The following is a 25,846-nucleotide window of genomic DNA, read 5'->3' on the forward strand; positions in this document are numbered from 1 at the left end:
GCGCATCGACCGGGCACGGCAACCCGTACCTGGCCCGCGCCCTGGGGCAGATCGCCGTCAGCGCCGCCCGGACCAGCACATTCCTCGGCGAACGCTATCGGCGTATCGCCCGCCGTCGAGGCCCGAAACGCGCCATCGTCGCGGTCGGCCGCTCCGTGCTGACCGTCATCTGGCATCTGATGTCAGACCCCGAGGCCGCATTCCGTGACCTCGGGGCCGACTTCTACGACAACCGCACCAACCCGGCCAGACGGGCACGCAACCACATCACCGCGCTGCAAAGCCTCGGCTACAAGGTCACCATCGAACCGGCAGCCGCCTGACCGCGATACAACGACAAACCCTGTCCCGGCTCCGCTGCGCTACGCCGAGACGCTGCCGCCTGCCCACTCACCCTCAAGTTTTCGGACTAGAGGGGGATGTTGCTGTGGGCGCCTCGGGCGGTGGGGGCGGCGGCGAGGGCTTCGGCTACGCGGCGGCGGGTTTCGGTGGGTTTGATGACGTCGTCGACCACGCCGATGTCGACGGCGCGGTTGACGCCGCCCGCAGTGCGGGTCTGGTCTTCGATCAGGCCGGTACGCAGGGCTTCGCGCTCGTCGGGCGGGGCCGCGGCGAGCTTGCGGCGGTGCAGGATGTTCACGGCCGCGCCCGCGCCCATGACGGCGACCTCGGCGTTCGGCCACGCGAACACGGCGCTCGCGCCGAGCGAGCGCGAGTTCATCGCGATGTACGCCCCGCCGTACGCCTTGCGGGTCACCACGGTCACCCGGGGCACGACCGCCTCGGCGAAGGCGTGCAGCAGCTTCGCGCCGCGGCGCACCACGCCGTCCCACTCCTGGCCGAGTCCGGGCAGGTAGCCGGGCACGTCCACCAGGACGACCAGGGGCACGCCGAGCGCGTCGCACATGCGCACGAAGCGGGCGGCCTTCTCCGCACCGGCCGAGTCGAGGCAGCCGCCCAGGCGCAGCGGGTTGTTGGCGACGACGCCGACGGTGCGCCCGGCGAACCGGCCGAGCACGGTCACCACGTTGGGCGCCCATTTGGCGTGCAGTTCCACGCCGGGTTCGTCGAGCAGCGCCTTGACGACAGGCCGGACGTCGTACGCCCGGTTGGCCGCGGCGGGCATCGAGACGCTGAGGTCCCGGTCGTCGGTGACGTCGGCGGGGGACAGCCTGCCCTGGCGGCCGAGCAGCCGGGCGAGCCGGCGTGCCTGGCTGAGCGCGGTCGCGTCGTCGGGGCAGGTGAGGTGGACGACACCGGAGCGGCGGCCGTGCGCGTCGGGGCCGCCCAGGCTCTCCATGTCGACCTCTTCGCCGGTGACGGAGCGGACGACCTCGGGGCCGGTGACGAAGATCCGGCCCGCGTCACTCATGATCACGATGTCGGTCAGCGCCGGGCCGTACGCCGCGCCGCCCGCGGCCGGGCCGAGCACCACGGACAGCTGAGGGACCCGCCCGGAGGCTCGGACCATCGCGGCGAAGACCTGGCCCACGCCGTCCAGCGCGACGACGCCCTCGGCGAGCCGGGCACCGCCGGAGTGCCACAGCCCGACCACGGGGATGCGCTCCCGGACCGCGGTGTCGATGGTGTCCACGATGTGCTGGCAGCCCTCGACACCCATCGCGCCGCCCATCACGGTGGCGTCGGTGGCGAAGGCGACCGCGGGCACGCCCTCGATCTCGCCCCGGGCGCTGAGCACCCCGGAGCCGTCGGCCCCGGCCAGGGTGCGCACCGTGCCCTCGTCGAACAGCGCCCGCAACCGCACCAGCGGGTCGCGGTGGTCGACGCCCCGGTCGGCTGCCGCCGAGATCGTGGTCATACGGGTCTCCTCGGGCGGGGACGGGTGAACGAAACGACGCCCAGGCGCCTCACGGCACCTGGGCGTCGCCTGGCTGTGACCGGCGGCCGAACTGCTCGGCCGACCGGCTCAGGGCCGCGTGAACAGGAGGGCGACGTTGTGCCCACCGAAGCCGAACGAGTTGTTCAGCGCCGCCGCGATCTGCAGCGGGCGGGCCTTGTGCGCCGCCACGTCCATGGTCAGGGCGTCGTCGGGGTCGTCGAGGTTGATCGTCGGCGGCACGACACTGTCGCGGATCGCCAGGATCGTCGCGATCGACTCCAGCGCGCCCGCCGCGCCGAGCAGGTGCCCGGTCATCGACTTCGTCGCGGTCAGCACGGGGTGCTCACCCAGCGCCGAGCGCAGTGCCGCGATCTCCGCGATGTCGCCGACCGGGGTCGACGTCGCATGGGCGTTGACGTGTACGACGTCGGCCTTGTCGACGCCCGCGTCGCGCAGCGCCTTCGTGATGGCCTTGGCCGCGCCCGTGCCCTCGGGGTGGGGCTGCACGATGTCGTACCCGTCGGAGGTCATGCCCGCCCCGGCCAGCCGCGCGTAGATCCGCGCACCGCGGGCCACGGCGTGGTCGGCCCGCTCCAGGATCAGGATGCCCGCGCCCTCGCCCAGGACGAAGCCGTCACGGCCCTTGTCCCACGGGCGGGAGGCCTTCTCCGGCTCGTCGTTGCGCGTCGACATGGCGCGCATCGAGGCGAAACCGGCAATCGGCAGGGGGTGGATGACGGCCTCGGTGCCACCGGCGATGACGACGTCGGCCCGGCCGGACCGGATCATGTCCAGACCCCAGGCGACGGCCTCGGCTCCGGTCGCGCACGCGCTGGTCGGCGCGTGTACGCCGGCCTGCGCGCCGTACTCCAGACCGACGAAGGCGGCCGGACCGTTCGGCATCAGCATCGGCACCGTGTGCGGGCTGACCCGCCGCGCGCCGGACGCCTCCAGGATGTCGTCCTGGGCCAGCAGGGTCTGTGCGCCGCCGATGCCGGAGCCGACAACAACGCCGAGCCGCTCTTTGTCGAGGCCGGCGTCGGCCAGGCCGGCGTCGGCCCACGCCTCGGCAGCGGCGATGAGCGCCACGGCCTCGGAGCGGTCCAGCTTGCGCAGCCGTACGCGGTCGATGACCTCGCTCGGCTCCACCGCCAGCTGGGCGGCGATCTTCACTGTCAGCTGATCGGCCCACTCCTGGGTCAGCTTGCTGACCCCGGAGCGGCCCGCCAGCATCGCGTCCCAGGTCGACGCCACGTCTCCGCCGAGCGGGGTGGTGGCGCCGATGCCGGTGACGACAACGTCAGGCTTGGTCACGTCAATCTCGCAACTTCAGGAGTTGGCGACGATGAAGGAGACAGCGTCGCCGACGGTCTTCAGGTTCTGGACCTCGTCGTCCGGGATCTTCGCGCCGAACTTCTCCTCGGCGGCCACGACGACCTCGACCATGGAGAGCGAGTCGACGTCGAGGTCCTCGGTGAACGACTTCTCCTCGGAGACGTCGTCGGGGTTCACGCCGGCGACCTCTTCGAGGATCTCGGCCAGGCCGGTGACGACCTCTTCGCGCGTAGCCATGGAACTTGGTTTCCCTTCGGTTGGTGGAACTTATGGTGAGAAAAGCCAGGGGTGGGGCTCAGGGGCAGCGGACTACCTGACCGGCGTAGGTCAGGCCGCCGCCGAAGCCGACGAGCAGCACCGGCGAACCGGACTTCACCTCGCCGCGCTCGATCATCTTGGACAGCGCCAGCGGGATGCTCGCCGCCGAGGTGTTGCCCGACTCGATGATGTCGCGGGACAGCACCGCCGGGTCCACGCCGATCTTGCGGGCCAGCGGCTCGATGATGCGCAGGTTGGCCTGGTGGGGCACGAAGCCGCCCAGGTCACCGGGGGCCACCCCGGCCTTCTCGCAGGCCGCGAGCGCCACCTGCGGGGCGGTGCCGGTGGCCCAGCGGAAGACCTTCTGGCCCTCCTGCACGATGTACGGCTGCCAGCCCTCGATCGCGATAGCGTCGCTGGGCTCGCTGCCCCAGACCACGGGGCCTACACCGGGCTCCTCGCCCTCGGCGGTCCCGGACAGGACAGCCGCGCCCGCGCCGTCCGCGAAGATCACGCAGGTGCTGCGGTCGGACCAGTCGGTGATCTGCGACAGCTTCTCCGCGCCGATCACGAGGGCGTGCTTGGCCGCGCCCGCGCGGATCGCGTGGTCGGCATTGGCCAGTGCGTACGAGAAGCCCGAGCACGCGGTGTTCAGGTCGAACGCGGCCGCCCCGGCGATGCCGAGCTTGTCGGCGACCCGGCAGGCCACGTTCGGGCTGCGGTCGATCGAGGAGCAGGTCGCCACGATCACCAGGTCGATGTCGGTGGCACTCAGACCGGACGCGGCGAGCGCCTTCTCCGCGGCGAACCCGGCCATGTCGGCGACGGTCTCGGTGTCGGCGATACGCCGCTCCTTGATGCCGACGCGGGACTGGATCCACTCGTCGTTGGTGTCGACCATCTGCGCCAGATCGTCGTTGGTCACGACGCGCGACGGCTGGTAGTGCCCGAATGCGAGGATCTTGCTGCCGTTAACGGTCATGATTGCTCTCCGATACGGGCTTGCGGGGTGGACTCGGGCGACCCCGGTGCGCTGTGGCGCGAGATGAGGTCCTTCGCGGCGGCCAGATCGTCCGGCGTGTTCAGCGTGACGATCTCCGGCGTGCCGGGCTTCAGCTCGCGCTTGACCAGCCCGGCGAGGGTGCCCGCGGGCGGCAGCTCGATGACGGCGGTGACGCCGCGCTCGGCCAGGCCGCGCATGCACAGGTCCCACCGGACCGGTGCGGTGACCTGGCGGACCAGACGGCCGAGCATGTCCTGACCGTCGGTCACAGCCGCGCCGTCGGCGTTGGACAGCTGCGGGCGCTGGGCGTCGGCCGTGGCCACGGTGCTCGCGACGGCGGCCAGGGCCGCCTCGGCCGGTGCCATGAACGGAGTGTGGAACGCCCCCGCGACCTGCAGCTTGATGACCCGGGTACGGGCCGGCGGCGCGGCGGCGAACTTGTCGAGCGCGTCGAGCGCGCCCGCGATGACGATCTGCCCCGCGCCGTTGCGGTTGGCCGCGTACAGGCCGTGCGCCTCCAGGGCGGCCAGCAGTTCGGCCTCGTCGCCGCCGAGCACGGCGGCCATGCCGGTGGGCTCCAGCGCGCAGGCGGCGGCCATTTCGCGGCCACGTACCCCGGCCAGCGTGATCGCCGCGTCGGGCGTCAGGATCCCGGCCAGCGCGGCCGCGCCGAGCTCGCCGACGCTGTGCCCGGCCACGACCGACACACCGGCCATCGGCAGCTGGTCGGCGGCCAGCAGCGCGGCGGCGATCAGCAGGGGCTGTGTCTTCGCGGTGTCCTTGATCTCCTCGGCGTCGGCCGCGGTGCCCAGGTGCACCAGGTCGACTCCGGCGAGGCCGGACCACCAGTGCAGACGGTCAGCGGCGCCGTCGAGGTCGAGCCACGGCGTGAGGAATCCGGGTTTCTGGGCACCCTGGCCCGGGGAGAGTACGGCGAGCACGTCTTCAACCCTGAGGGATCACGGACCCGCACGCTGTTGCCGGGGATGACTAAATCCTCCTACCGATGTTGTGGGTACTCCACAAAGATCGGCGCACAGTGGCGGAATTATGTCCTGTTCATGTCGGCTTAGTGAGCTGTTCGCCCTGCGTACCGGGCTCCAGGCGACCCAGCGCAAGGGCGATCTTGAGGGTGAACGCGTCACGCGGAGTCAGTGGGCCGAAGCCTGTGACCTCGGCCACTCGGCGCAGTCGGTAACGCACCGTGTTCGGGTGGACGAACAGTGCTCGCGCCGTCGCCTCCAGCGCGCCACCGTGCACGAGGAACGCGTCCAGCGTCTCCAGCAGCTCCCCGCTGGTCCGCGCGAGCGCCCCGTACGCCGAGTGGCGCAGGATGCGCCGCGCCTCCCCGTCACCGGCCAGGGCCCGTTCGGGCAGCAGATCGTCGGCGGCCACCGGCCGGGGCGCGGCGGGCCACGCGGGCGCGGCCCGGTAACCCGCCATCGCCGACCGGGCCGACTCGGTGGCCGCCTCCAGCGACGGCACCGCCGGGCCGACCACGACCGGGCCCTCGCCGAACGCGGGCAGCAGCCGCTCGGCGACCGACACCGGATCGCCCGCCCCACCCATCACCACGACCAGCCGGTCGCCGTGCACACCGCCCAGCACCTCCACGTCGGCGCGCCGGGCGGCCCGGTGCACACCGTGCAGCACGATCGCGGCCTCGCCGCCGGGGGAGCGGCCCACCACCACCGCGACCGGCGGCGCGTCGGTCCAGCCCAGCGCGGCGGCCCGGCTGGCCAGCACGTCGGCGGAGTCGCCGCGCAGCAGCGCGTCGACCAGCAGCGCCTGTAGCCGCGCGTCCCACGCGCCGCGCGACTCGGCCGCGCGGGCGTACACCCGGGCCGCGGCGAACGCGACCTCGCGGGAGTAGCGCAGCACCGCCTCGCGCAGCTGCTGCTCCTCGCCGTCAGCGGCCAGGTGCGGCACCTGCTCCTCGACGACGTCGATGGTGACCTTGATCAGGGCGACCGTCTGCTGCAGGTTGATGCTGCGGGCGAGCGCCCGCGGCGCGACGTCGAAGACCTCGTCGGAGACCGCCTGCGGCCCGCCCCGCGTGCCCGCGCCGGTGCGCAGCCACTGCACCAGGGACTGGACCCCCGCCTGGGCCACCAGCATGACCCAGGACCGCTGGTCGGCCGGCAGCTCGCGGAACCACGGCAGCGACTCGTCCATGCGGGACACGCTGGCGGTGGCCAGGGCACCGGCGGACCGCTCGATCTGCCGCAGGGTCGCGGCCAGCGGCTCGCCGTCGGTCATGTGCCCCATATTAGGGAGCTTGCGCGCTCCCGGGCTCCGGCTCACGCGGCACGCCCCCGGGACCGGCCCGGCCCGGCCGGGATCACGGCCCGCCGCCCGGCCGCCAGCCCGCTTTCACGGTGCCCGGCCGCCAGCCCGCTTTCACGGTGCCCGGCCGCGCGGTGCGCGGGTCTGCTCGCGCGGTGCGCGGTGCGCGGTGACACGACGCGACAGGCGCTCGCGCGGTGCGCGGTGACGCGACGCGATGGGCCGCTCGCGCGGTGCGCCCGCCGCGGAGCGGGTGAGCAGGCTCCGGGGACGGGCGCGCCGCCGCGTGCGGTCACGGCTGCGGATACCCGTCCGTGCCGCCCTGCTGCGGCGTGGGATGGGTCGACGTCGCCGGGTTCGCGCCGACTGGCTGACGCACGGTTGCGGGGTCGAACGACGTCGCGGCCGGATCGGCCAGGGCGGGAGCCGCCTTGCGGCGGGTGAGCCAGACGGACAGCAGCACGATGCCGACGATCACGGCGAGCCCGAGCACGCCGCCGACGATCGCGACGACCAGCCACGGGAAGGCGCTGCCCTCCTCGGCCACGGCGCGCAGCTCGTTCTTGCCGCCCAGTGCCACGTTCCAGCGCACAGTGTCGCCGTCCACGACCGCCTTGGCGTCGTGCTCGACGACCTTGCCGGGGAAGGTGACCGCGAAGCTGATCTGCAGGCTGCTCAGGAACGGCTTGACCATCTCGGCCTGCGGCCCGAGGCCGTCCGCGCCGGTGTCGAGGTCGGCGGTGAACAGGTACTTGCCGTTCGCGTGGGTGATCGAGGGCGCGCCCTTCTCACCGGTGTTGAACTCGGTGAGCGGCAGGTCGTCGTAGACGATCTTCTTGCCGTAGTACTTGCCGTCGTCGTAGACCTCGGTGCGGGTGCCCTTCGGCAGCTCCGTGAGACTGTCCCCGGCCTCGGCGAAGGCCTGCTCCGGGCTCTTGCCGCTGAGCTGCAGCACCGACTTGTCCAGCGCCATGATGATCGTGCCATCGACGGTGTCGTCGCTGTTGACGGTCATGTTCATGTCGAGCTTCATGCAGCCGGTGAGGCTGAACGCCGCCACGGCGAGCACGGCCAGCGTGCGCAGGGGTTTGCGGGGCAGTCGCATCGGGCCAGTATGTGGCACCTGCGCCCCGGCCGGAAGCCGGGGCGCGGGTGCTGACGTCAGATGGTGCGACGGAAGGCGTACGCGATGGCGAAGACGCCGAGCGCGATGACCACGACGACCGCGCCGTTGAGACCGACGAAGCGCTGCCAGTCGCCGACCATGGCACGGATGTCCGGCTCGGCGGTCGCCGACTCGACCAGTCCGCCGCCCACGCCGCCGCCCTCGGCCGGCGGGGCCGTGCCCAGCAGGACCCCGGCGCCGCGCAGCGAGGCGTCCATGGTGAAGCGGCCCAGGAACCAGGCGGCGGTTACCTTGCGCTTGTCGGGCTGCGCGGCCGGCCGGAACACCCGGGGCCCGCCCGCGGCCAGCGGGTACAGGTCGTAGGTCTGCTTGTCGACGCCGTTGACTGCGCTCAGCACGGTGAACTTCGGGCCGAGCTTGTCGGCAGGCAGGCCCTTGAGCGTCGAGGTGCCGCCGGCCAGCCAGTCGACCTCGCCCGCCATCGCCGTGAACGGCCGCTGGTGGGAGTCGGAGCGCAGCACGATGGGCGCGCCCAGCGTGTCGGAGGAGATGGTGATGCTCCGCACCGTCGGCGACGGGCTCGGCTTGGGCGACGGCGTCGGCGCACCGAACGCGGGCGCGCCGATCAGCAGCATGGCTGCCGCGCACAGTCCTGCCGCGATCTTCACGATGGTGCCCTTCACGATGCCCTGCATGGCCCGCCCCGTTTCGCTGCGTCACCTGGTGCCAGTGTGACTGGTGGTACCTCTTTTAGACCCGCGAGAAACCTGTCAGGTTGCTGCTCGGATAGTCACGTTTCGGACACGGAAGCGATGCTGTCCGGATCCGGGGCCGTTCCACGCGATTCGCCGGGAACTGAACAGGCCGGTAACGTCGACCAACTGCGGATTGCGGTGGATCATAACGAGGCGGAGGCGATCGTGGCGGACAGTCGGCAGCGGACCGGACAGCACCGGGCCGCTAGGCGGGGCGCGGCGGCGCTCGCCGTCCTGATGGGACTGGGCGCGCTGCTGCTCGGCGCGACGCCCGCCTGGGCACACAATGCCCTGGTGGAGGCCTCTCCGAAGAAGGACGCGAAGCTGAGCGAGGCCCCCGCGGCGGTGAAACTGACCTTCCTCGCCACGCTGAAGAGCGATGGGACGAAGCTCACGGTGACCGGTCCGGACGCGGCCGTCGCGTCGGGCCCGGTGACGGTCAGCGGCAAGGCGGTGTCCGCGCCGTTCACCGGTGCCGCGGGCGGTGTCTACACGGTGGCGTACGAGGTGCTGTCGAAGGACGGTCACGTCGTGAAGGGCTCGTACAAGTTCACGCTGACGGTGGCCGAGAGCGCCGCGCCGAGCCCGTCGCCGGTCACCGAGTCGGCGCAGGCCAGCCCGTCGGCCAGCCTGGCGGCGGCGAGCACCGCCCCGGTCGCCGACACGGAGTCCGGCGATCCGTGGTGGCCGTGGGTCGGCGGGGCCACGGTGGCGGGCCTGCTGGTCGGCGGCGTCGTGAACCTCGTCAAGAAGCGCCGCGAGAAGGTCTGAACCCCACCCCGTCCTTAATAGACGCTGGCCTATCTCGTCGAAAACGACACGCGTTTTTTCGATGAGATAGGCCAGCGTCTATGTGAAAAGGGGGCGGGCGGTCAGGCCGCGGCAGCCTCCAGGCGGCGCAGGGTGCGCTCGCGGCCCAGCACCTCCAGCGACTCGAACAGCGGCAGGCCGACCGAGCGCCCGGTGACCGCGACGCGGACCGGGGCCTGCGCCTTGCCGAGCTTCAGCCCGTGCGCCTCGCCGACGGTGACCAGGGTGTTCTTCAGTGACTCGGCATCCCAGGACGGCAGCTCGCGCAGCGCGGCGATGACGTCGGGCAGGATCCCCGCGTCCTTGGACGCCTTGGCCCAGGACGCCTCGTCGAGCAGGGGCTCGTCGAGGAACAGGAAGTCCACGTACGACGGGACCTCGGACAGCACCGTGATGCGGGTCTGCACCAGCTCGGCGACCTGTGCGAACACGGCCGGGTCGTACGCGTCCGGCGACCACGGGGGCGGCGTGATCCCGTACCCCCGCTCCTCGCGCTCCTGCGGCGTGGGGAACGGCCCGGTCAGCCACGGCGTGCAGACCTCGGTGAACTCCGCGACCGACAGCGCCCGGATGTACTCGCCGTTGAACGCGCGCAGCTTCTTCTCGTCGAAGAACGCGGGGGACGGGTTGACCTCGTCGAGGCGGAACTCGTCCTCGATCACCGACCATGCCACGATCTCCCGGTCGCCGCTGGGCGCCCAGCCGAGCAGCATCAGGTAGTTGCGCATGGCGGCGGCGAGGTAGCCCTCGTCGCGGTACATCTCCAGGGCGACCTTGTCTCGGCGCTTGGACAGCTTCTGCCGCTTCTCGTTGACCACGACCGGCACGTGCGCCCACACCGGCGGGGTCTTGCCCAGCGCCTCCCAGAGCAACTGCTGCTTGGGCGTGTTGGGCAGGTGCTCCTCGGCGCGGATCACGTGGGTGATCCCCATGGTCATGTCGTCGACGACGTTGGCCAGCAGGAACACCGGCGAGCCGTCGCCGCGCGCGATGACGAAGTCCTCGAGGAGCTTGTTCTCGAAGGTCGGCTCGCCGCGGATCAGGTCGACGACCTTCGTCACGCCCTCGTCGGGGGTGCGGAAGCGCAGCGCCCGGCCCTCGCCCGCGCTCAGGCCCCGGTCGCGGCAGAAGCCGTCGTAGCCGGAGTACTTGTTCTCGGTGCGGGCCTGCACGTCGTCGCGGGTGCAGTCGCAGTAGTAGGCCTTGCCCGCGTCGAACAGCTGCTGGGCGGCCTTGGTGTGCTCCGCGTGGTACGCCGACTGGAACAGCGGGCCCTCGTAGGTGTCGCGGGCGATGCCGATCCACTCCAGCGCGGACAGGATGCCCTCGGTCCACTCGGGGCGGTTGCGCGCGGCGTCGGTGTCCTCGATGCGCAGCACGAACACTCCGCCCTGCTGCTTGGCGAAGACCGCGTTCTGCAGCGCCGAGCGGGCGCCGCCGACGTGGAACATACCGGTCGGGGAAGGGGCGAATCGCACACGTACCGTCACGGCCTCCAGCGTACGGCGCGACCCGGGGTGCTCCGCCACCAGGTTTGCCGTCCGGTGGATACGCGAAGGCCCACCCCGCGCGGGGTGGGCCTTCGCGTGCTCGGGCGCTACTGCTGGGCGGGCGAGGGCTGCTCGCGGACCAGCAGGGCGACCGCGACGCCCTGGGTGCGCTGGGCGAACACCGTGGTGAACTCGTCACGCAGCAGCTCGGCGCGGGCGACCGGCATGGCCGCGAACAAGTCTTGGTCGGGCGCGGAGGTCACCAGCCAGAGCCGGGTGACGCCCTTGGCGCACTCGGCCGGGTCGGCGCACTCGACGGCCTCGAAGCTGCCCCGGTCCTGGCCGCGCACGGACACGAACACGTCCCTGGGCCCGTCGAGGTCGCGCAGCTCGTAGGTCATCCCACGGCGGAAGGTCCGCGGGCCGCCGTAGGGCTCGCCGCCGTAGGCGATGGCGTCGCCCGGCAGCAGTCGCGGCCGCATGATCTCGGCGGCGGTACGCAGGTCCGCCTGGTTCCCGGCGGGCAAGGTGCGCGCCTCGACCTGTCCGGGCACCCCGAGCAGGGCCAGCGCCGCCAGCACGCCGAACGACACGGCCCAGGCGGGCCCGTCCCCGGCGAGCGCCCGCGCCGGCCGGACGGTAACGCCCCTGGCCGACCCTGCGCCGCGCTCCGCCGATCCACCGGTCGCGGCTCCCGCGCCGAGGACCGTCTTCGCGCTGCGTTGCCCGGCGGCGGCCGCGCTGCGCGCCGCCGTGGTGGGCGGGACCGGCGACACCGCGCGGGCCGCCGCGGCGCGGGCCGCCGGGGTCAGCGCGGCGACCCGTGCCGAGGCGTGCCGCAGCGTGCAGGCGGCCAGCAGCACCCAGGCGGGCACCGTGAACAGCAGGTACCGCGACAGCATCATGTTGATCACGGGAGTGAGCGCCAGCACGGAGGCGGGCGGCAGCAGGGCCCAGGCCAGCAGGAACCGGCGGCGCGGCTCGGCCAGGCGCACCGACAGCAGCGCCAGCGCCAGCACCGCGAGGCCGATCCACAGCGAGCCGAAGGTGCTGGTGATGAACTCGCGGATCGACTCCTCGCCGCGGTCGCCGATCCAGCCGATCTGACCGGTCTGCCGCTTGCCCAGCCACAGCAGCGGCAACACGGGCAGCCCGCCGAGCACGGTGGCGGCGACCCAGTTGCGCAGCGCCACCGAGCGCACCCCCGCCGCGCCGACGACGGCGACCGCGTAGGCCGCCAGCACCGTCAGCGCGACCAGGTGCGACCAGCCGAGGGCCGCCACGACCAGGGTGTACGGCACCCAGCGCCGCCACCGTTCCGGCTGCTCCAGGGCGCGCAGCAGCGCGAGCGCGCCGGCCACGGTGAACGCCAGCGCGAACGCGTACGGCCGGGCCTCCTCGCCGTAGCGGGAGACGGCGGGCAGCAGCGCGAACAGCAGCCCGGCGACCAGTCCCGCGCCGGGGGAGAACAGCCGCCTGCCGAGCGCGCCGATCAGGCCCGCCGCAGCGGCCATCGCCAGCGCGGAAGGCAGCCGCAGGCTGGTCAGGCTATCGCCGAACAGGGCGACCCACGCGCGGGTGAACAGGTAGAACGGCGCGAACACCGCATCTACCTTGGACAGCAGGAGTTGCAGCTGGTCGGTGGAGAGCGAGGCCGCCCACCAGGTGGCGTACTCGTCGCGCCAGAGTGCGCGCCGGTCGTGCCCGACGAGCACGACTAACAGGGTGACCAGCGCGGGGATCGTGATCGGAAGGCCGCGGGCGAGCCGGGAGCCGAACGGGGCCGCCTCGAGGGCGTGCGGTTGTGGGCGGGTCAAGCGTTGACCCCCTGACAGCGGAAAACGGCAGTCAACATGAATGTCCTTATTATCCAAATACGCAGCCTTATGCGGCTTATACACTATGTTGGGTTGTTGTGAAGCAGATTGTCAAACGCCTCCTGCCGAGACCCGCCCTGCGTGCCGCCGCCTACCGGCTCCCGCTGCGCCAACGGGTCCGCATCGCCAAGCTGCTCGTCGGTGGGACGGCCCGCACCCGGACCCCCGGCACCGCGAACCCGGCCACCGGGTCCTCGCCCGCCCATGCGTGGCACGACAATCTGCAGACCGTGATCGCGCTGCTGGAAGCCGACAACGTCGACTACTTCTGCGTGCCGCACACCGACCCCCGGCGCAGCGCCGTCGCCGTCGCCGCCGAGCACCGCGCCCAGGTGCTGCGCCTGCTGCGCGGCCGGTCCGGCAGCGACGCGGTGATCCGCACACTCGACACCGCCGGACGCCGGGTCAGCCCGCAGCGCTGCGCGATCGTGCAGGTCTACCGGCCCGCCACGGGCCCGTCGGTCACGCCGCTGACCGAGGGCGCGTACGCCTGCGAGATCGAGTTCTGGTCGACCGTGAAGCAGCAGGGCTGGCAGGCCCCGCGCCAGGTCGGCCCCCGCAACCACAAGGTCGGCACCGTCATCAGCGTGGACAACCCCACGCAGTACGTCGCCGCCGCGCGCCTGTCGGCGTTCGTGCCCCGCGACACCGAACCCCGCTACCGCAGCCGCGCCGTGTACGCCGAGCCCGGCCCCAACGACGTGCAGTTCCCCATCGACGTCGTGTTCACCTGGGTCGACGGCGACGACCCCGCCTGGCGCAGCCGCAAGGCCCAGGCCCTCGGCGAGGACCCCGACGACTCGTTCGCCGGGCTGGCCACCAACGCGTCCCGGTTCACCTCACGCGACGAGCTGCTCTACTCGATGCGCTCGCTGCACGCGTTCGCGCCGTGGGTCAACCACATCTACCTGGTGACCGACGACCAGACACCGTCCTGGCTCGACCCGACCTCGCCGTACGTCACGCTGGTCTCGCACAAGGAGATCTTCGGCGACGTCGGCGTGCTGCCGACCTTCAACTCGCACGCCATCGAGTCGCGGCTGCACAGGGTGCCCGGCCTGTCCGAGCACTTCCTCTACTTCAACGACGACATGATCCTGGGCCGCCCCGTGCTGCCGACCCAGTTCTTCTTCGCCAACGGCGTGGCCAAGTTCTTCCCGTCCAGCTCGCTGGTGGACGTGAACCCGCCCGCACCCGCCGACGCGCCCGTGGACGTCGCCGCGAAGAACAACCGCCGCCTGCTGCAGACCCGCTTCGGCACCCAGCTCTACCAGAAGATGCGGCACGTGCCGTACCCGCTGCTGCGCGGCGTGCTGGAGGAGATCGAGACCGAGCTGCGCGAGGAGTCCCACGCCACCGCCTCGCACCAGTTCCGCGACCGCGGCGACCTGTCCATCCCGTCGTCGCTGGCGCACTACTGGGCGCACAGCACCGGGCGTTCGGTGCCCGGCTCGATCAGCCACACCTACATCGACCTGGGCCGCCTGATCGCGCCGATCATGCTGGCGCGGCTGGTCCGCCAGCGCAACGTCGACGTCTTCTGCCTCAACGACACCAACTCGGCCGACGGCGAGATGGACGAGCAGACGGCGATGGTCCGCGACTTCATGGAGGCCTACTTCCCGTTCCAGGCCCCCTGGGAGCAGACCGGCCGCATGGACCTCACCCAGCGCACCGCCCAACCCGCCACCGCCGCGCTCGCCGGCTGAGACAGCCGCCCCGCCGGGCTGGGCAGGGCCGGGCGGGGCCGCACCTCGTTTCACATAGACGCTGGCCTATTACATCGAAAACGAGCCTCGTTTTTTCGATGTAATAGGCCAGCGTCTATTTACGACGGGACGGTGTGCGCGGCAAGCGGAACGGGGCGCGTAGCCGCCCGGATCCCGGAAGTTGCGGCAAGGGTGTTGCGGGGAGGGGGTCGTCAGGCGGGGTCGGGGGTGGCGAGGAACTGGTGGGCGGCCAGTTCGCGGTAGAGGGGGCTGGTGTCGAGGAGTTCGGTGTGGCGGCCGGTGGCCACGACGGTGCCGTGCTCCAGGACCACGATCTGGTCGGCGTCCACGACGGTGGACAGGCGGTGCGCGACGATCAGCAGCGTGCGGCCCTCCGCGACGGTGTCGATGGCGGAGCGCAGGGCGGCCTCGTTGCGCGCGTCGAGGTTGCTGGTCGGCTCGTCCAGCAGCAGGATCGGCGGCGCGGCCAGCAGCGTACGGGCGATCGCCAGGCGCTGCCGCTCCCCACCGGACAGCAGCACACCGCCCTCGCCGACCTGCGCGTCGAGCCCCAGCGGGGTGCGGTCGACGAGCTCGTCGAGGTTGACCGCGACCAGCACCGCCCGCATCTGCTCCTCGGTCGCGTCGGGCGTGGCCAGGCGCAGGTTCTCCCGCAGCGTCCCGGCCAGCACCGGCGACTCCTGCTCGACGTAGCCGAGCCGGGACCGCAGCGTGTCATGGCTCAGCTCGCGTACGTCAACGCCGTCGACCCGCAGGCTGCCCGAGGTCACCTCGTAGAAGCGCTCGACCAGTGACAGCAGCGTCGACTTGCCCGCCCCGGACGGCCCGACCAACGCGGTACGCGTACCGACCGGGGCTCGGAAGCTGACCTCCCGCAGCACCGGCTCGCCGACCCGGCCCTCGGCGTCGGTGTAGCCGAAGCCGACCCGGTCGAATTCGATCGCGGGTGCGCCCGACTCGGCGCGGGCCGGTCGCCCCGCGGCGGGCTGTGGCGGAACGGGGCCCGAGGCCGGGGCGACGGTCGCCGGATCACCGGCGCCCTCCAGCGGGATGACCAGCACCTCCTCCATGCGCTGGAGCGCGCCGAGGCCGGCCTGGAGCTGGGTGTACGCGTTGAGCGCCTGACCGAGCGGCATCACCAGGAAGAACACGAACAGCACGAAGGCGACCAGGTCCCCGACGGTGATCGCGCCGGAGGCGACCCGTGCCCCGCCGACGCCCAGCACCAGCAGGAACGAGCCCTGGATGGTGGTCACCATGGCGGGCTGCACGATCGCCTGCAACCGGGCGATCCGCACCCCGGCGTGGTACGCCTGCTCGGCGCTGTGCGACACGGTCGTGGTCTCGCGGGCCTCGGCGCGGCTGGCGCGGATGGTGCGCGCCGCGGTGATGGACCGTTCGACGGCGGCGGTCATCTCACCGATGCGGGCCTGCGCGTCGCGGGACATGCCGCGCACCTTGCGGGCGAAGAAGATGCCGCCGGACAGCCCGATGACCAGGCCGATCAGGGTGACGCCGAACAGCAGCGGGTCCAGCAGCACCATCGCGGTCGCCGCGCCGAGCACCATGATCGCGCCGCTGACGGTGTCGAACAGGCCCGAGGTGACCACGGCGCGCAGCAGCGTGGTGTCCGCGCCGACGCGCGACAGCAGGTCACCGGTGCGGCGCTGGTCGTACTCGGCGATGGGCAGGCGCAGCAGGTGGCCCGCCAGGCGGCGGCGGGACGTGAGGACCAGGCCCTCCGCGGTGCGCTGGAGCAGGAAGTGCCGGAAGCCGTCCACGGCGGCGACGCCGACCAGGGCGGCCACCAGACCGAGCACGCTGGCGCTGATCGGGGTGCCCGCGCCGAGCCCGTCGAGCACGTCGCGGGTCAGCACCGGCTGCAGCAGGGTGCCCGCAGTGGTGACCAGCGACAGGGCGGCGACGATGATCAGCGAGGAACGGTGGGACCGCAGGTACGGCCAGAGGGTGCGCAGGCCGACCTGGGGCTCTGCGGCGGAGGGGGCTTCCGGGGGCATGTCCCGACACTAGCTCCAGCACCACAGTCACCGTCCTGAGCACCGCGTTCGCCGCCGCCGCACACGCGGAGCCGGATCCCCCGCGAACCCTGACGCGGCCGCCGACCGGATGCCCTCCGGCCTGACGGGACAGCCGCCCGGATGCCCTCCGGCGGTATCGGCCGCCGTCGACCGTGTTCGCCGCGCCGGGGGAAAACGTTTACCCTGTTCGCCATGCGTAGCGCGTTGATCGTCCGCGGTGGTGCCGACTTCCACGACCCCGTCGGCACCACCGACAGCTTCCTGCCGTTCCTCAAGGAACAAGGGTTCACCGTCGAGACCGCCGACGACCTGTCCGTGTACGACGACGCCGCCCTGCTCGCCCGCACCGACCTGATCGTCAACTGCTGGACCGCCGGCGGCGACGCGTTCACCCCCGACCACGCGGCCAACCTGGACCAGGCCGTACGCGCCGGCACCGGGCTCGCGGGCTGGCACGGCGGCATCGTCGCCGCGTTCGCTGAACGCCGCTACCAGTGGCTCACCGGTGGCTGGTTCACCTGCCACCCCGGCGACTTCGTCCCGCACACCCTCACCGTGCGGCCCGAACGCGCCGATCACCCGATCGTGGCCGGGATCAGCACCGTCGCCCTGCATACCGAGCGCTACTGGATGCTGGCCGACCCGCTCAACGACGTCCTCGCCACGGTCACGTTCGGCGTCGAGGACGGCGAGCCGTGGCACGAGCCGGTGACCCACCCGGCGGTGTACACCCGGCAGTGGGGCCTGGGCCGGATCTTCGTCTCCACCGTCGGGCACCACCTGCCCGACCTCGACGTCCCCGAGATCCGCACCCTCACCGAACGCGGCCTGCGCTGGGCCGCCCGCGGCTGAGCGCGCTCACCACGATGCGGCGATGATCCGGCGGTAGCGCTCCTCGAAGGCCGCCAGCTCGACGTCGATCGCGGCCGCTTCGGCCTCGCCCAGCACGACCTGCGGGTCGCGGTGCGGCTGCGCCGCGATGACGCGGTGGCGCAGCTCAGCCGGGGGATGGCCGGTGAACGGCGACGCGTCGCGGCGCAGCGTGAGCTGGCGCAGCCGGGCCTGCCGTGGCGCGATCGCGGCACGGGCCGACTCGACCGCCTCCCGCCAGCCCTGCATACCCGCACCGCCGCGAGCCCGGCTCCCGATGATCCCGACGTAGACGTGGGCACAGCTCGCCATGTCGGTCAGGGTGAGCGCCGCCGTGCTGCCGGCGGCCCGCGCGGCCAGGTCGTCGGCGTAGTACTCCGCGTGCTGGCAGGCGCGCGCGCCGAGCACGTTCAGCCCCAGGTGCAGCAGCCAGCTCAGTCGCGAGAGCAGCCAGAACACGGGCGCCACGACCAGCTCGACCACTTTCACGGCCAGCTCCATCAGGCCGTCGAACTCCGTACGGCCGAACAGTTCACGGGGGTCGAGCAGCTGGGCGACGTACGCGAAGAAGGTCAGTGCGGGCTGCTTGCGCAGGCTGCGCCGGTGGTCGTTGTTGATGAGATGGCCCAGCTCGTGTGCGATCAGGGCCACCCGCTCCTGCGGGCGCAGCGCCGTCCACAGCGGCAGCCCGAGTGTCAGCACCCGCCGCCGCGCGAACCCCACCACGGCGACGGACGCGTTCCACTCGGGGCTGAGTACCAGCACGTGCGGCATCGGCGCGCCGACGGTCTGCGCCACGCGGTCGAGCAGGGCGAACAGCCGCGGCTGCCGGTCCCGGGTGATCTCGTCGTACGGGCTGTGCACGTCGCGCAGGCGGCCCAGCCGCGGCCGGCACAGCACCGCGAAGCCGACCATGATGAGGCCGATCAGCTTGACCAGGAAGTGGCCGGCGATCACCAGCCACACGCCGCCCGCGGCGAGCCCGAGCAGCAGCGCGGCCAGCACCAGCGAGACCGTCGTCAGCGCGACGCCGACGACGCCGGACCGCGGCCGGGTCAGCGGCCGGCCCGACAGCTGCGCGAACAGGTCCCGGTTCAGCCCGTACCCGATCCGGCGCGCCCAGCGCTCCTGCAGGTTGGCAAGCCGTCCCAGCAGCGGGTTCGGGGTGTACACGCCGAGGTTCCACTCGCAGCGCGCACACCACGGCGCCTCGCCGGGCTCCACGGCCAACGTGGTCTGACACTGCGGGCACAGGCCGCTCTCGACGGCGATGATCGACACGGCGGCGATGCTGTCACCCACCCCCCACCCCGTCAACGGCACAAATCGCCCTGCCGCCACACCTCTCCGGCCTCAGCCATCCCCACCACGCCGTCCCGCAAAGCGCAGTCCCGCGCATGATCGTTGTTTCGTGTCACTTTCTGCGGCCCGAGCCCAGGTTCTGACCTGAAACGGCGATCTTCGCCGCCGCCGCCCGACGAGGACGTCGACGACGACGCCCGTGTCAAATCAGTGCGAAGGCCCCGCAACACCAGGTCGCGGGGCCTTCGTGGTGAGGAAGGGCACCTTCCTTACCGGTACGTATAGCGGTAAGGAAGGTGCCCTTCCTTCGGTTCGGTTAGGAGTCGCCGCCGGTTTCGCCGGCGGGAGCCGCCAGGACGTCGTCGATGGCGTACTTGCGGGCCGCCTCGGCCGGGGCGGTCGCGGGGACCTCACCGGCGCGGGCGAGCTGGGCCAGGACCGCCACGGCGATCGACTCGGCGTCGACGTTGAAGTGGCGGCGCAGGGCCGAGCGGGTGTCCGACATGCCGAACCCGTCGGTGCCCAGCGACGTGTAGTCGCCCGGGACCCAGCGCGCGATCAGGTCCGGGACGGCGCGCATCCAGTCGGACACGGCCACCTTCGGGCCCGGCGCGTTCTCCAGGGCGCGGGTCACGTACGGCACCTTGGCGGGCTGGTCCGGGTGGAGCAGGTTGTACCGCTCGGTGTCGATCGCGTCGCGGCGCAGCTCGGTCCAGCTGGTCGCCGACCACACGTCGGCGGACACGCCCCAGTCCTCGGCCAGCAACTGCTGGGCACGCAGCGCCCAGTGCAGGCCGACGCCCGACGCCATGATCTGCGCCTTCGGGCCCTCGACCGTCGCGGGCGCGTACCGGTACAGGCCCTTGAGCAGGCCCGCCACGTCCACGTCGGCGGGCTCCGCCGGGTGCACGTACGGCTCGTTGTAGACGGTCATGTAGTAGAAGATGTCCTCCGGCGTCTCGCCGTACATCCTCTTCAGGCCGTCCTCGACGATGTACGAGATCTCGAAGCCGAACGCCGGGTCGTACGCCACCGCGGCCGGGTTGGTCGCCGCGATGAGGTGCGAGTGACCGTCCTCGTGCTGCAGGCCCTCGCCGTTGAGCGTGGTGCGGCCCGCGGTCGCGCCGAGCAGGAAGCCGCGCGTCATCTGGTCCGCCGCCGCCCACAGGCCGTCGGCCGTACGCTGCCACCCGAACATCGAGTAGAAGATGTACACCGGGATCATCGGCTCGCCGTGCGTGGCGTACGCGCTGCCCGCGGCCGTGAACGAGGCGACCGAGCCGGCCTCGTTGATGCCCTCGTGCAGGATCTGCCCGGCCGTGGACTCCTTGTAGGACAGGAACAGCTCCCGGTCCACCGAGGTGTACGTCTGGCCGTGCGGCGAGTAGATCTTCGCGGTCGGGAACAGCGAGTCCATGCCGAAGGTGCGCGCCTCGTCGGGGATGATCGGCACCCAGCGGTGGCCGATCACCTTGTCCTTCATCAGGTCCTTGAACAGCCGGACGAAGGCCATCGTGGTGGCGATCTTCTGCTTGCCGGAGCCCTTCTTCAGGTCCGCGTAGACCTTGTGCTCGGGCAGCTGCAGCGGGACGTGCTTGGTGTTGCGCGAGGGCATCGAGCCGCCCAGCGCCGCACGCCGCTCCATCAGGTAGCCGATCTCATCGCTCTTGGCACCCGGGTGGAAGTACGGCGGCTCGTACGGGTTCGACTCCAGGGCCGAGTCCGGGATGTCGAGGAAGAGACGGTCGCGGAAGCTCTTCAGGTCGTCCAGCGTCAGCTTCTTCATCTGGTGCGTGGCGTTGCGGCCCTCGAAGTGCGAGCCCAGCGTCCAGCCCTTGATGGTCTTGGCGAGGATGACCGTCGGCTGACCGGTGTGCTCGGTCGCGGCCTTGTAGGCGGCGTAGAGCTTGCGGTAGTCGTGGCCGCCGCGCTTGAGACCCCAGATCTCGTCGTCGGACATCGTCTCGACCATCTTGCGGGTCCGCGGGTCGCGGCCGAAGAAGTGCTCGCGCACGTACGCGCCGGACTCCGCCTTGTAGGTCTGGTAGTCACCGTCGGGCGTCACGTTCATCAGGTTGACCAGCGCGCCGTCGGTGTCCTGGGCGAGCAGCGGGTCCCACTCGCGACCCCAGACGACCTTGATGACGTTCCAGCCGGCGCCCCGGAAGAACGCCTCCAGCTCCTGCATGACCTTGCCGTTGCCGCGGACCGGCCCGTCGAGGCGCTGCAGGTTGCAGTTGATGACGAAGGTGAGGTTGTCCAGCTCCTCGCGCGCGGCCAGGCCGATCGCGCCCAGGGTCTCCGGCTCGTCCATCTCGCCGTCGCCGAGGAAGGACCATACTCGCTGGTCGGAGGTGTCCTTGATGCCGCGGTGGTGCAGGTAGCGGTTGAACCGCGCCTGGTAGATCGCGTTCAGGCCGCCCAGGCCCATGGACACCGTGGGGAACTCCCAGAAGTCCGGCATCAGGCGCGGGTGCGGGTACGACGGCAGGCCGCCGCCCGGGTGTGTCAGCTCCTGGCGGAAGCCGTCGAGCTGGTGCTCGGTCAGGCGTCCTTCCAGGTACGCGCGCGCGTACATACCGGGGGAGGCGTGGCCCTGGTAGAAGATGTGGTCGCCGCCACCGGGGTGGTTCTTGCCCCGGAAGAAGTGGTTGAAGCCGACCTCGTAGAGCGAGGCGGACGACGCGTAGGTCGAGATGTGCCCGCCGACGCCGACGCCGGGGCGCTGCGCCCGGTGCACGGTCATGGCCGCGTTCCACCGGATGTACGCGCGCAGCCGGCGCTCGATGTGCTCGTCGCCGGGGAACCACGGCTCCCGCTCGCTGGGGATCGTGTTGATGTAGTCGGTCGTGGTCAGCGGGGGGACGCCGACCTGCCGCTCACGAGCCCGCTCCAGCAGGCGCAACATGACGTACCGGGCGCGCTTGGCGCCTCGCTCGTCGATCACTCCGTCGAGCGACTCCACCCACTCGGCCGTCTCCTCGGGATCGATGTCCGGGAGCTGGCTCGGCAGGCCGTCGCTGATCACCGGGCGCTTGCGTTCGGTGGCCACAGGCGTTCCCTCGTAGTTGTAGTGATGATCGGACTAGACACAGAGTTTGTCTGTTCGACCCATCCTGCCCCTCCGGTGGGGGATTCGTCACGCGTACCGCCCTGCGATGCGACACGCGACACGCATACTGACCAGTAACATTTGGGTCGGTTTCACGACCGGGGGAGCGCTCCAGTGGCGTACGCCGATTAGATTGCCGCTCATGCGACGACTCCTCGGTCTCCTCCTCATCGCATGGGGCTTCCTGCTCGCCGTCAACACGACCTTCCCTCTCCTGGCCGACCTGGGCGGCGAAAAGGTGACGGCAGGGGTCAACGGTGATGAGTGGACATGTGATCCGGACTTCCTGGCCCCGCCGTACGCGGGCATCTACGGCAACTGCGAGCTCAGCTGGGTGAACGGCCCGCTGCGCGACAGCGGCCGGGTGGTCGGCCCGGATGTCGCCGACGCCGTCGAGGCGAACAAGACCGCGGTCCCGGCGGTCGCGATCACCGGCATGGAGGGGTACGCCTTCCTGCCGCCCACGGGCCTGGAGCACATCGTCGGCTTCATCGCCCCGCTGGTGATCGTCTTCGGCCTCATCCTGCTGTTCGCCCCCCGCAGGCGCCGCCGTCGCGGCCGAGGCGGCCACTCCCACGGCCACCACGACCACGACGATGACGACGACTACGACAGCGACGACTCCGGCGACTCGGGCGACTCCGGCGGCGACAGCGGAGGCGGCGACAGCGGAGGCGGCGACGGCGGAGGCGGCGACTGACCCCCACCCCCGCCTCCCGGCCCCACCCCCTGGCCACCCCTTCCAAGATCGGCGTTTCGGGTCACAAAGTGAGGTCCGACCCCACTTTTTGACCGGAGACGCCGATCTTTCTGTGGCGAGCGGCGGTGCGCGGCAGCGGGGACGGGCGTTTAGGGTGGGCGGGTGCGTAGTGAAGTGCTGACAGTGCGGACCGGGAACCGGGCGGCGGTCGTGGACATCACCGATGAGGTCGCGGCGTTCGTGCGGGAGCTGGGCGACGGGCTGGTGCATGTCTTCGTGCCGCACGCGACGGCCGGGGTGGCGATCATCGAGACCGGTGCGGGCAGTGACGACGACCTGCTCACGGCGCTGGAGCACGTGCTGCCCGCCGACAACCGCTGGCAGCACCGGCACGGCTCGCCGGGCCACGGGCGCGACCACGTGCTGCCCGCGTTCGTCGCGCCGTACGCGAGCCTGCCGGTCCTGAACGGACGCATCGCGCTGGGCACCTGGCAGTCGATCTGCCTGGTGGACACCAACGGCGACAACCCCACCCGTCAGGTGCGCCTGTCCTTCCTCGCGGGCTGAAACTTCCACGGTCCCGCTGAAGGGGCGATTGACACTCCGGAAACGCGGCGGCAATAATTCATGGGCGCAGATGGGAGCGCTCCCAGGTCAATTGGCGCATTTCCCCTGCTCACGCCCCGCTTTCGATGCAACACCGATCGCTCCATCGAAAGGACCTCCCAGTGCGTAGACCCGTGCTGATCGCGCTGGCCGCCGTGGCCGGGCTCGTGTCGACGAGCCTGACCGCGGCCGCCGCCTCGGCCGATCCTCCCGAGCAGATCGTCAACGGCACCTTCACCTCCGGCCACGCCCCCTGGTGGGGGACGTCGAACATCACGCTCGACTCCAGCGGCGGGCAGCTGTGCGCCGACATCCCCGGCGGCACCGTCAACCCGTGGGACGTGATCATCGGTCAGGACAACGTGCCGCTGGTCGCGGGGGAGACCTACAGCTACACCTTCACCGCGAGCGCGACGCCCGACAAGGTCGGCAAGGCGCTCATCCAGCTCCCGGTGGACCCGTGGACGCAGTTCCTGGCCGCGAATCCGCTGATGACCGGCACTGCCACCGGCTACTCGTACACCTTCACCGCGCCCGTCTCCCTTCCGAACGCGCAGGTGGCGTTTCAGATCGGTGGCAGTGCCTCCCCCTGGCGGCTCTGCCTCGACGACGTCTCGCTCAAGGGCGGCGCCGAGCCCGAGGTGTACGAGCCCGACACCGGCCCGCGGGTGCGGGTCAACCAGGTCGGCTACCTGACCAGGGGCCCGAAGAACGCCACCGTCGTCACCGAGGCGACCGCTGCCCTGCCGTGGCAGCTCAAGAACGCGGGCGGCAGCGTCGTGGCCAGCGGCAGCAGCACCCCGCGCGGCGTCGACGCCAGCTCCGCCCAGAACGTCCACTCGATCGACTTCAGCGCGTACGCGGTCGCGGGCACCGGCTTCACCCTGGTCGCCGACGGCGAGACGAGCCGCCCGTTCGACCTGGCCGGCAACCTCTACAGCGGCCTGCGCGACGACGCGCTCAAGTTCTTCTACACCCAGCGCTCCGGCGTCGAGATCCTGGACAGCCTGCGGCCCGGCTACGGCCGCCCGGCGGGTCACGTCGGCGTCGCGCCGAACAAGGGCGACACGTCCGTGCCGTGCCAGCCGGGCGTCTGCGACTACTCGCTGGACGTCTCCGGCGGCTGGTACGACGCCGGTGACCACGGCAAGTACGTCGTCAACGGTGGCATCTCGGTGTTCCAGCTGGTCAACGAGTTCGAGCGGGGCAAGTGGGCGGCGACCGCCCAGGCCTTCCCGGACGGCCAGCTGAACCTGCCGGAGAGCGGCAACGGCGTGCCCGACATCCTCGACGAGGCGCGCTGGCAGCTGGAGTTCCTGCTGAAGATGCAGGTCCCGGCGGGTAAGCCGCTGGCCGGCATGGCCCACCACAAGATCCACGACAGCGAGTGGACCGGTCTGCCGCTGCTGCCCCACCTCGACGACAAGCAGCGCGAGCTGCACCCGCCGTCGACCGCGGCGACCCTGAACCTGGCCGCCGCGGCGGCGCAGGCGGCCCGCGTATACGCCCCGTACGACCCGGCCTTCGCGGCCCGCAACCTGGCAGCGGCCCGCACCGCCTACGCGGCGGCGGTGGCCCACCCGGCGATCCTCGCCAGCCCGGCCGACGGCACCGGCGGCGGCACCTACGACGACGTCGAGGTGTCCGACGAGTTCTACTGGGCGGCGTCCGAGCTCTACCTGACCACGGGCGAGAGCCAGTACCAGGCCGCGGTGACCGGCTCGCCGCTGCACACCGCCGACGTGTGGAGCAGCAACGGCTTCGGCTGGCAGTCGCTGGCCGCGCTGGGCCGCCTCGACCTGGCCACGGTGCCCAGCGCGCTGCCCGGCCGGGCAGCGGTGCGCGCCTCGGTGGTGACCGGCGCGGAGGAGTACCTGGCCGCGCTGGCGGCGCACCCGTACGGCGTGCCGTACCAGCCTGCGAACAACGCCTACGACTGGGGCTCCAACAGCGGGATCGCCAACAACCTGGTGGTGCTGTCGGCGGCGTACGACATCACGGGCCGGGACCGGTTCGCCGACGCGGTGGCCCAGGGCGCGGACTACCTGTTCGGCCGCAACGCGCTGAACATGTCGTACGTGACCGGCTACGGCGAGGCCAACGCGCACAACCAGCACAGCCGCTGGTACGCCCACCAGCTCAACCCCGAGCTGCCCAACCCGCCGAAGGGCACCCTGGCCGGCGGCCCGAACTCGTCCATCCAGGACCCGCTGGCGCAGCAGAAGCTGACCGGCTGCGTCGGGCAGTTCTGCTACCTCGACGAGATCGACTCGTGGTCCACCAACGAGCTGACCATCAACTGGAACGCCCCGCTGGCCTGGGTGGCGGCCTTCCTCGCCGGTCAGGGTGACGGCGCGTCGGCACCCGCTCCGGCCTGCAAGGTGACCTACACCAAGCACAGCCAGTGGAACGACGGGTTCAACACCCAGATCACCGTCAAGAACACCGGCTCGACGGCGGTCAACGGCTGGACGCTGCGCTGGTCGTTCCTCGGCGCGCAGTCGATCGACGACATCTGGAGCGCCTCGGCGACCCAGTCCGGTGCGACCGTCAGCGCGTCGAACCTGCCCTTCAACAAGGTCATCGCGCCCGGGAAGTCGGTGACCTTCGGGTTCGTCGGCGACCCCGCGAGCGGTCCCAACCCGAACCCGGCCCTGTTCACCCTGAACGGCGCCGCCTGCTCGTAACTCCTCCTCCCCGGAAAACG

General features: G+C 71.6%; 19 protein-coding genes and 1 pseudogene. 7 read left to right on the top strand and 13 right to left on the bottom strand.

What is annotated here, in order from left to right; genetic code table 11:
* Positions 1 to 323, top strand: a pseudogene (locus HAV40_RS16255) (IS110 family RNA-guided transposase); the annotation flags it as partial.
* 86 nt (positions 324 to 409) lie between these two features.
* On the opposite strand, the gene HAV40_RS16260 reads toward HAV40_RS16255, so the two are convergent.
* The 8 genes from HAV40_RS16260 to HAV40_RS16295 form a co-directional block, all read right to left on the bottom strand.
* Positions 410 to 1,819, bottom strand: coding sequence for an acyl-CoA carboxylase subunit beta (locus HAV40_RS16260; protein ID WP_166382062.1), 1,410 nt, complete (start codon positions 1,817 to 1,819; stop codon positions 410 to 412).
* Between the two features lie 108 nt (positions 1,820 to 1,927).
* Positions 1,928 to 3,154 carry a beta-ketoacyl-ACP synthase II gene (fabF, locus tag HAV40_RS16265; protein WP_166382064.1) on the bottom strand — a complete coding sequence of 409 codons (1,227 nt, stop codon included), beginning with the start codon at positions 3,152 to 3,154 and terminating at the stop codon, positions 1,928 to 1,930.
* A 15-nt stretch (positions 3,155 to 3,169) separates the two neighbouring features.
* A complete protein-coding gene (locus tag HAV40_RS16270) occupies positions 3,170 to 3,412 on the bottom strand; it encodes an acyl carrier protein (RefSeq protein ID WP_120316303.1) in 243 nt (80 codons plus the stop codon).
* Positions 3,413 to 3,470: 58 nt separating this feature from the next.
* Positions 3,471 to 4,415: a beta-ketoacyl-ACP synthase III gene (locus tag HAV40_RS16275; RefSeq protein ID WP_166382066.1), complete on the bottom strand. Its 945-nt coding sequence runs from the start codon at positions 4,413 to 4,415 to the stop codon at positions 3,471 to 3,473.
* The gene (locus HAV40_RS16280; RefSeq protein ID WP_166382068.1) at positions 4,412 to 5,377 is read right to left on the bottom strand and encodes an ACP S-malonyltransferase; all 966 of its coding nucleotides are present in this window, start codon (positions 5,375 to 5,377) and stop codon (positions 4,412 to 4,414) included. The genes HAV40_RS16275 and HAV40_RS16280 overlap by 4 nt, the downstream gene beginning before the upstream one ends.
* A 118-nt stretch (positions 5,378 to 5,495) precedes the next feature.
* Positions 5,496 to 6,704, bottom strand: coding sequence for a PucR family transcriptional regulator (locus HAV40_RS16285; protein WP_409364932.1), 1,209 nt, complete (start codon positions 6,702 to 6,704; stop codon positions 5,496 to 5,498).
* Between the two features lie 310 nt (positions 6,705 to 7,014).
* Positions 7,015 to 7,827: an LppM family (lipo)protein gene (locus HAV40_RS16290; protein ID WP_166382072.1), complete on the bottom strand. Its 813-nt coding sequence runs from the start codon at positions 7,825 to 7,827 to the stop codon at positions 7,015 to 7,017.
* Positions 7,828 to 7,883: 56 nt separating this feature from the next.
* Positions 7,884 to 8,543 (bottom strand): hypothetical protein, encoded by a 660-nt coding sequence (locus tag HAV40_RS16295; RefSeq protein ID WP_166382074.1) that lies wholly within the window; start codon positions 8,541 to 8,543, stop codon positions 7,884 to 7,886.
* Between the two features lie 225 nt (positions 8,544 to 8,768).
* On the opposite strand from HAV40_RS16295, the gene HAV40_RS16300 reads away from it, so the two are divergent.
* The gene (locus HAV40_RS16300) at positions 8,769 to 9,374 is read left to right on the top strand and encodes a copper resistance CopC family protein (RefSeq protein WP_166382076.1); all 606 of its coding nucleotides are present in this window, start codon (positions 8,769 to 8,771) and stop codon (positions 9,372 to 9,374) included.
* A 101-nt stretch (positions 9,375 to 9,475) separates the two neighbouring features.
* Here HAV40_RS16300 and gltX read toward each other — a convergent pair whose 3' ends face one another.
* Positions 9,476 to 10,903, bottom strand: coding sequence for a glutamate--tRNA ligase (gltX, locus tag HAV40_RS16305; RefSeq protein ID WP_166382078.1), 1,428 nt, complete (start codon positions 10,901 to 10,903; stop codon positions 9,476 to 9,478).
* 107 nt (positions 10,904 to 11,010) lie between these two features.
* The gene (locus HAV40_RS16310) at positions 11,011 to 12,720 is read right to left on the bottom strand and encodes a glycosyltransferase family 39 protein (RefSeq protein WP_166382080.1); all 1,710 of its coding nucleotides are present in this window, start codon (positions 12,718 to 12,720) and stop codon (positions 11,011 to 11,013) included.
* Positions 12,721 to 12,818: 98 nt separating this feature from the next.
* On the opposite strand from HAV40_RS16310, the gene HAV40_RS16315 reads away from it, so the two are divergent.
* Positions 12,819 to 14,489, top strand: a complete 1,671-nt coding sequence (locus HAV40_RS16315) for a stealth family protein (protein WP_166382082.1) — start codon at positions 12,819 to 12,821, stop codon at positions 14,487 to 14,489.
* A 212-nt stretch (positions 14,490 to 14,701) separates the two neighbouring features.
* Here HAV40_RS16315 and HAV40_RS16320 read toward each other — a convergent pair whose 3' ends face one another.
* Positions 14,702 to 16,528, bottom strand: a complete 1,827-nt coding sequence (locus tag HAV40_RS16320) for an ABC transporter ATP-binding protein (RefSeq protein WP_166382084.1) — start codon at positions 16,526 to 16,528, stop codon at positions 14,702 to 14,704.
* Between the two features lie 213 nt (positions 16,529 to 16,741).
* Here HAV40_RS16320 and HAV40_RS16325 point away from each other — a divergent pair, with 213 nt between their 5' ends.
* Positions 16,742 to 17,401, top strand: coding sequence for a ThuA domain-containing protein (locus tag HAV40_RS16325; protein WP_166382086.1), 660 nt, complete (start codon positions 16,742 to 16,744; stop codon positions 17,399 to 17,401).
* A 6-nt stretch (positions 17,402 to 17,407) separates the two neighbouring features.
* On the opposite strand, the gene HAV40_RS16330 is transcribed toward HAV40_RS16325, so the two are convergent.
* Together HAV40_RS16330 and aceE are read right to left on the bottom strand one after the other, a co-directional pair.
* Positions 17,408 to 18,721, bottom strand: coding sequence for a M48 family metallopeptidase (locus HAV40_RS16330; RefSeq protein WP_166382088.1), 1,314 nt, complete (start codon positions 18,719 to 18,721; stop codon positions 17,408 to 17,410).
* Between the two features lie 316 nt (positions 18,722 to 19,037).
* Positions 19,038 to 21,773, bottom strand: a complete 2,736-nt coding sequence (gene aceE / locus HAV40_RS16335) for a pyruvate dehydrogenase (acetyl-transferring), homodimeric type (RefSeq protein WP_166382090.1) — start codon at positions 21,771 to 21,773, stop codon at positions 19,038 to 19,040.
* A gap of 202 nt (positions 21,774 to 21,975) precedes the next feature.
* Here aceE and HAV40_RS16340 point away from each other — a divergent pair, with 202 nt between their 5' ends.
* From HAV40_RS16340 to HAV40_RS16350, 3 genes are all read left to right on the top strand, one after another.
* Positions 21,976 to 22,533: a hypothetical protein gene (locus tag HAV40_RS16340; RefSeq protein ID WP_166382092.1), complete on the top strand. Its 558-nt coding sequence runs from the start codon at positions 21,976 to 21,978 to the stop codon at positions 22,531 to 22,533.
* 162 nt (positions 22,534 to 22,695) lie between these two features.
* Entirely contained in the window at positions 22,696 to 23,100 is a 405-nt protein-coding gene (locus HAV40_RS16345; RefSeq protein ID WP_166382094.1) for a secondary thiamine-phosphate synthase enzyme YjbQ, read from the top strand.
* A gap of 125 nt (positions 23,101 to 23,225) precedes the next feature.
* Complete coding sequence (locus HAV40_RS16350; RefSeq protein ID WP_166382096.1) at positions 23,226 to 25,826, top strand: glycoside hydrolase family 9 protein; 2,601 nt, start codon at positions 23,226 to 23,228, stop codon at positions 25,824 to 25,826.
* Positions 25,827 to 25,846 lie beyond the last annotated feature (20 nt).

It is taken from the genome of Catellatospora methionotrophica (genome assembly GCF_011297335.1).
In the GTDB taxonomy this organism is placed as follows: domain Bacteria; phylum Actinomycetota; class Actinomycetes; order Mycobacteriales; family Micromonosporaceae; genus Catellatospora; species Catellatospora methionotrophica.

Coding starts and splice junctions, on each gene's coding strand:
- HAV40_RS16350 (WP_166382096.1), top strand. CDS start 23,226: ATGCAACACCGATCGCTCCATCGAAAGGACCTCCCAGTGCGTAGACCC.
- HAV40_RS16325 (WP_166382086.1), top strand. CDS start 16,742: ATGCGTAGCGCGTTGATCGTCCGCGGTGGTGCCGACTTCCACGACCCC.
- HAV40_RS16270 (WP_120316303.1), bottom strand. CDS start 3,412: ATGGCTACGCGCGAAGAGGTCGTCACCGGCCTGGCCGAGATCCTCGAA.
- HAV40_RS16295 (WP_166382074.1), bottom strand. CDS start 8,543: ATGCAGGGCATCGTGAAGGGCACCATCGTGAAGATCGCGGCAGGACTG.
- HAV40_RS16260 (WP_166382062.1), bottom strand. CDS start 1,819: ATGACCACGATCTCGGCGGCAGCCGACCGGGGCGTCGACCACCGCGAC.
- HAV40_RS16290 (WP_166382072.1), bottom strand. CDS start 7,827: ATGCGACTGCCCCGCAAACCCCTGCGCACGCTGGCCGTGCTCGCCGTG.
- HAV40_RS16275 (WP_166382066.1), bottom strand. CDS start 4,415: ATGACCGTTAACGGCAGCAAGATCCTCGCATTCGGGCACTACCAGCCG.
- HAV40_RS16340 (WP_166382092.1), top strand. CDS start 21,976: ATGCGACGACTCCTCGGTCTCCTCCTCATCGCATGGGGCTTCCTGCTC.
- HAV40_RS16320 (WP_166382084.1), bottom strand. CDS start 16,528: ATGCCCCCGGAAGCCCCCTCCGCCGCAGAGCCCCAGGTCGGCCTGCGC.
- HAV40_RS16285 (WP_409364932.1), bottom strand. CDS start 6,704: ATGGGGCACATGACCGACGGCGAGCCGCTGGCCGCGACCCTGCGGCAG.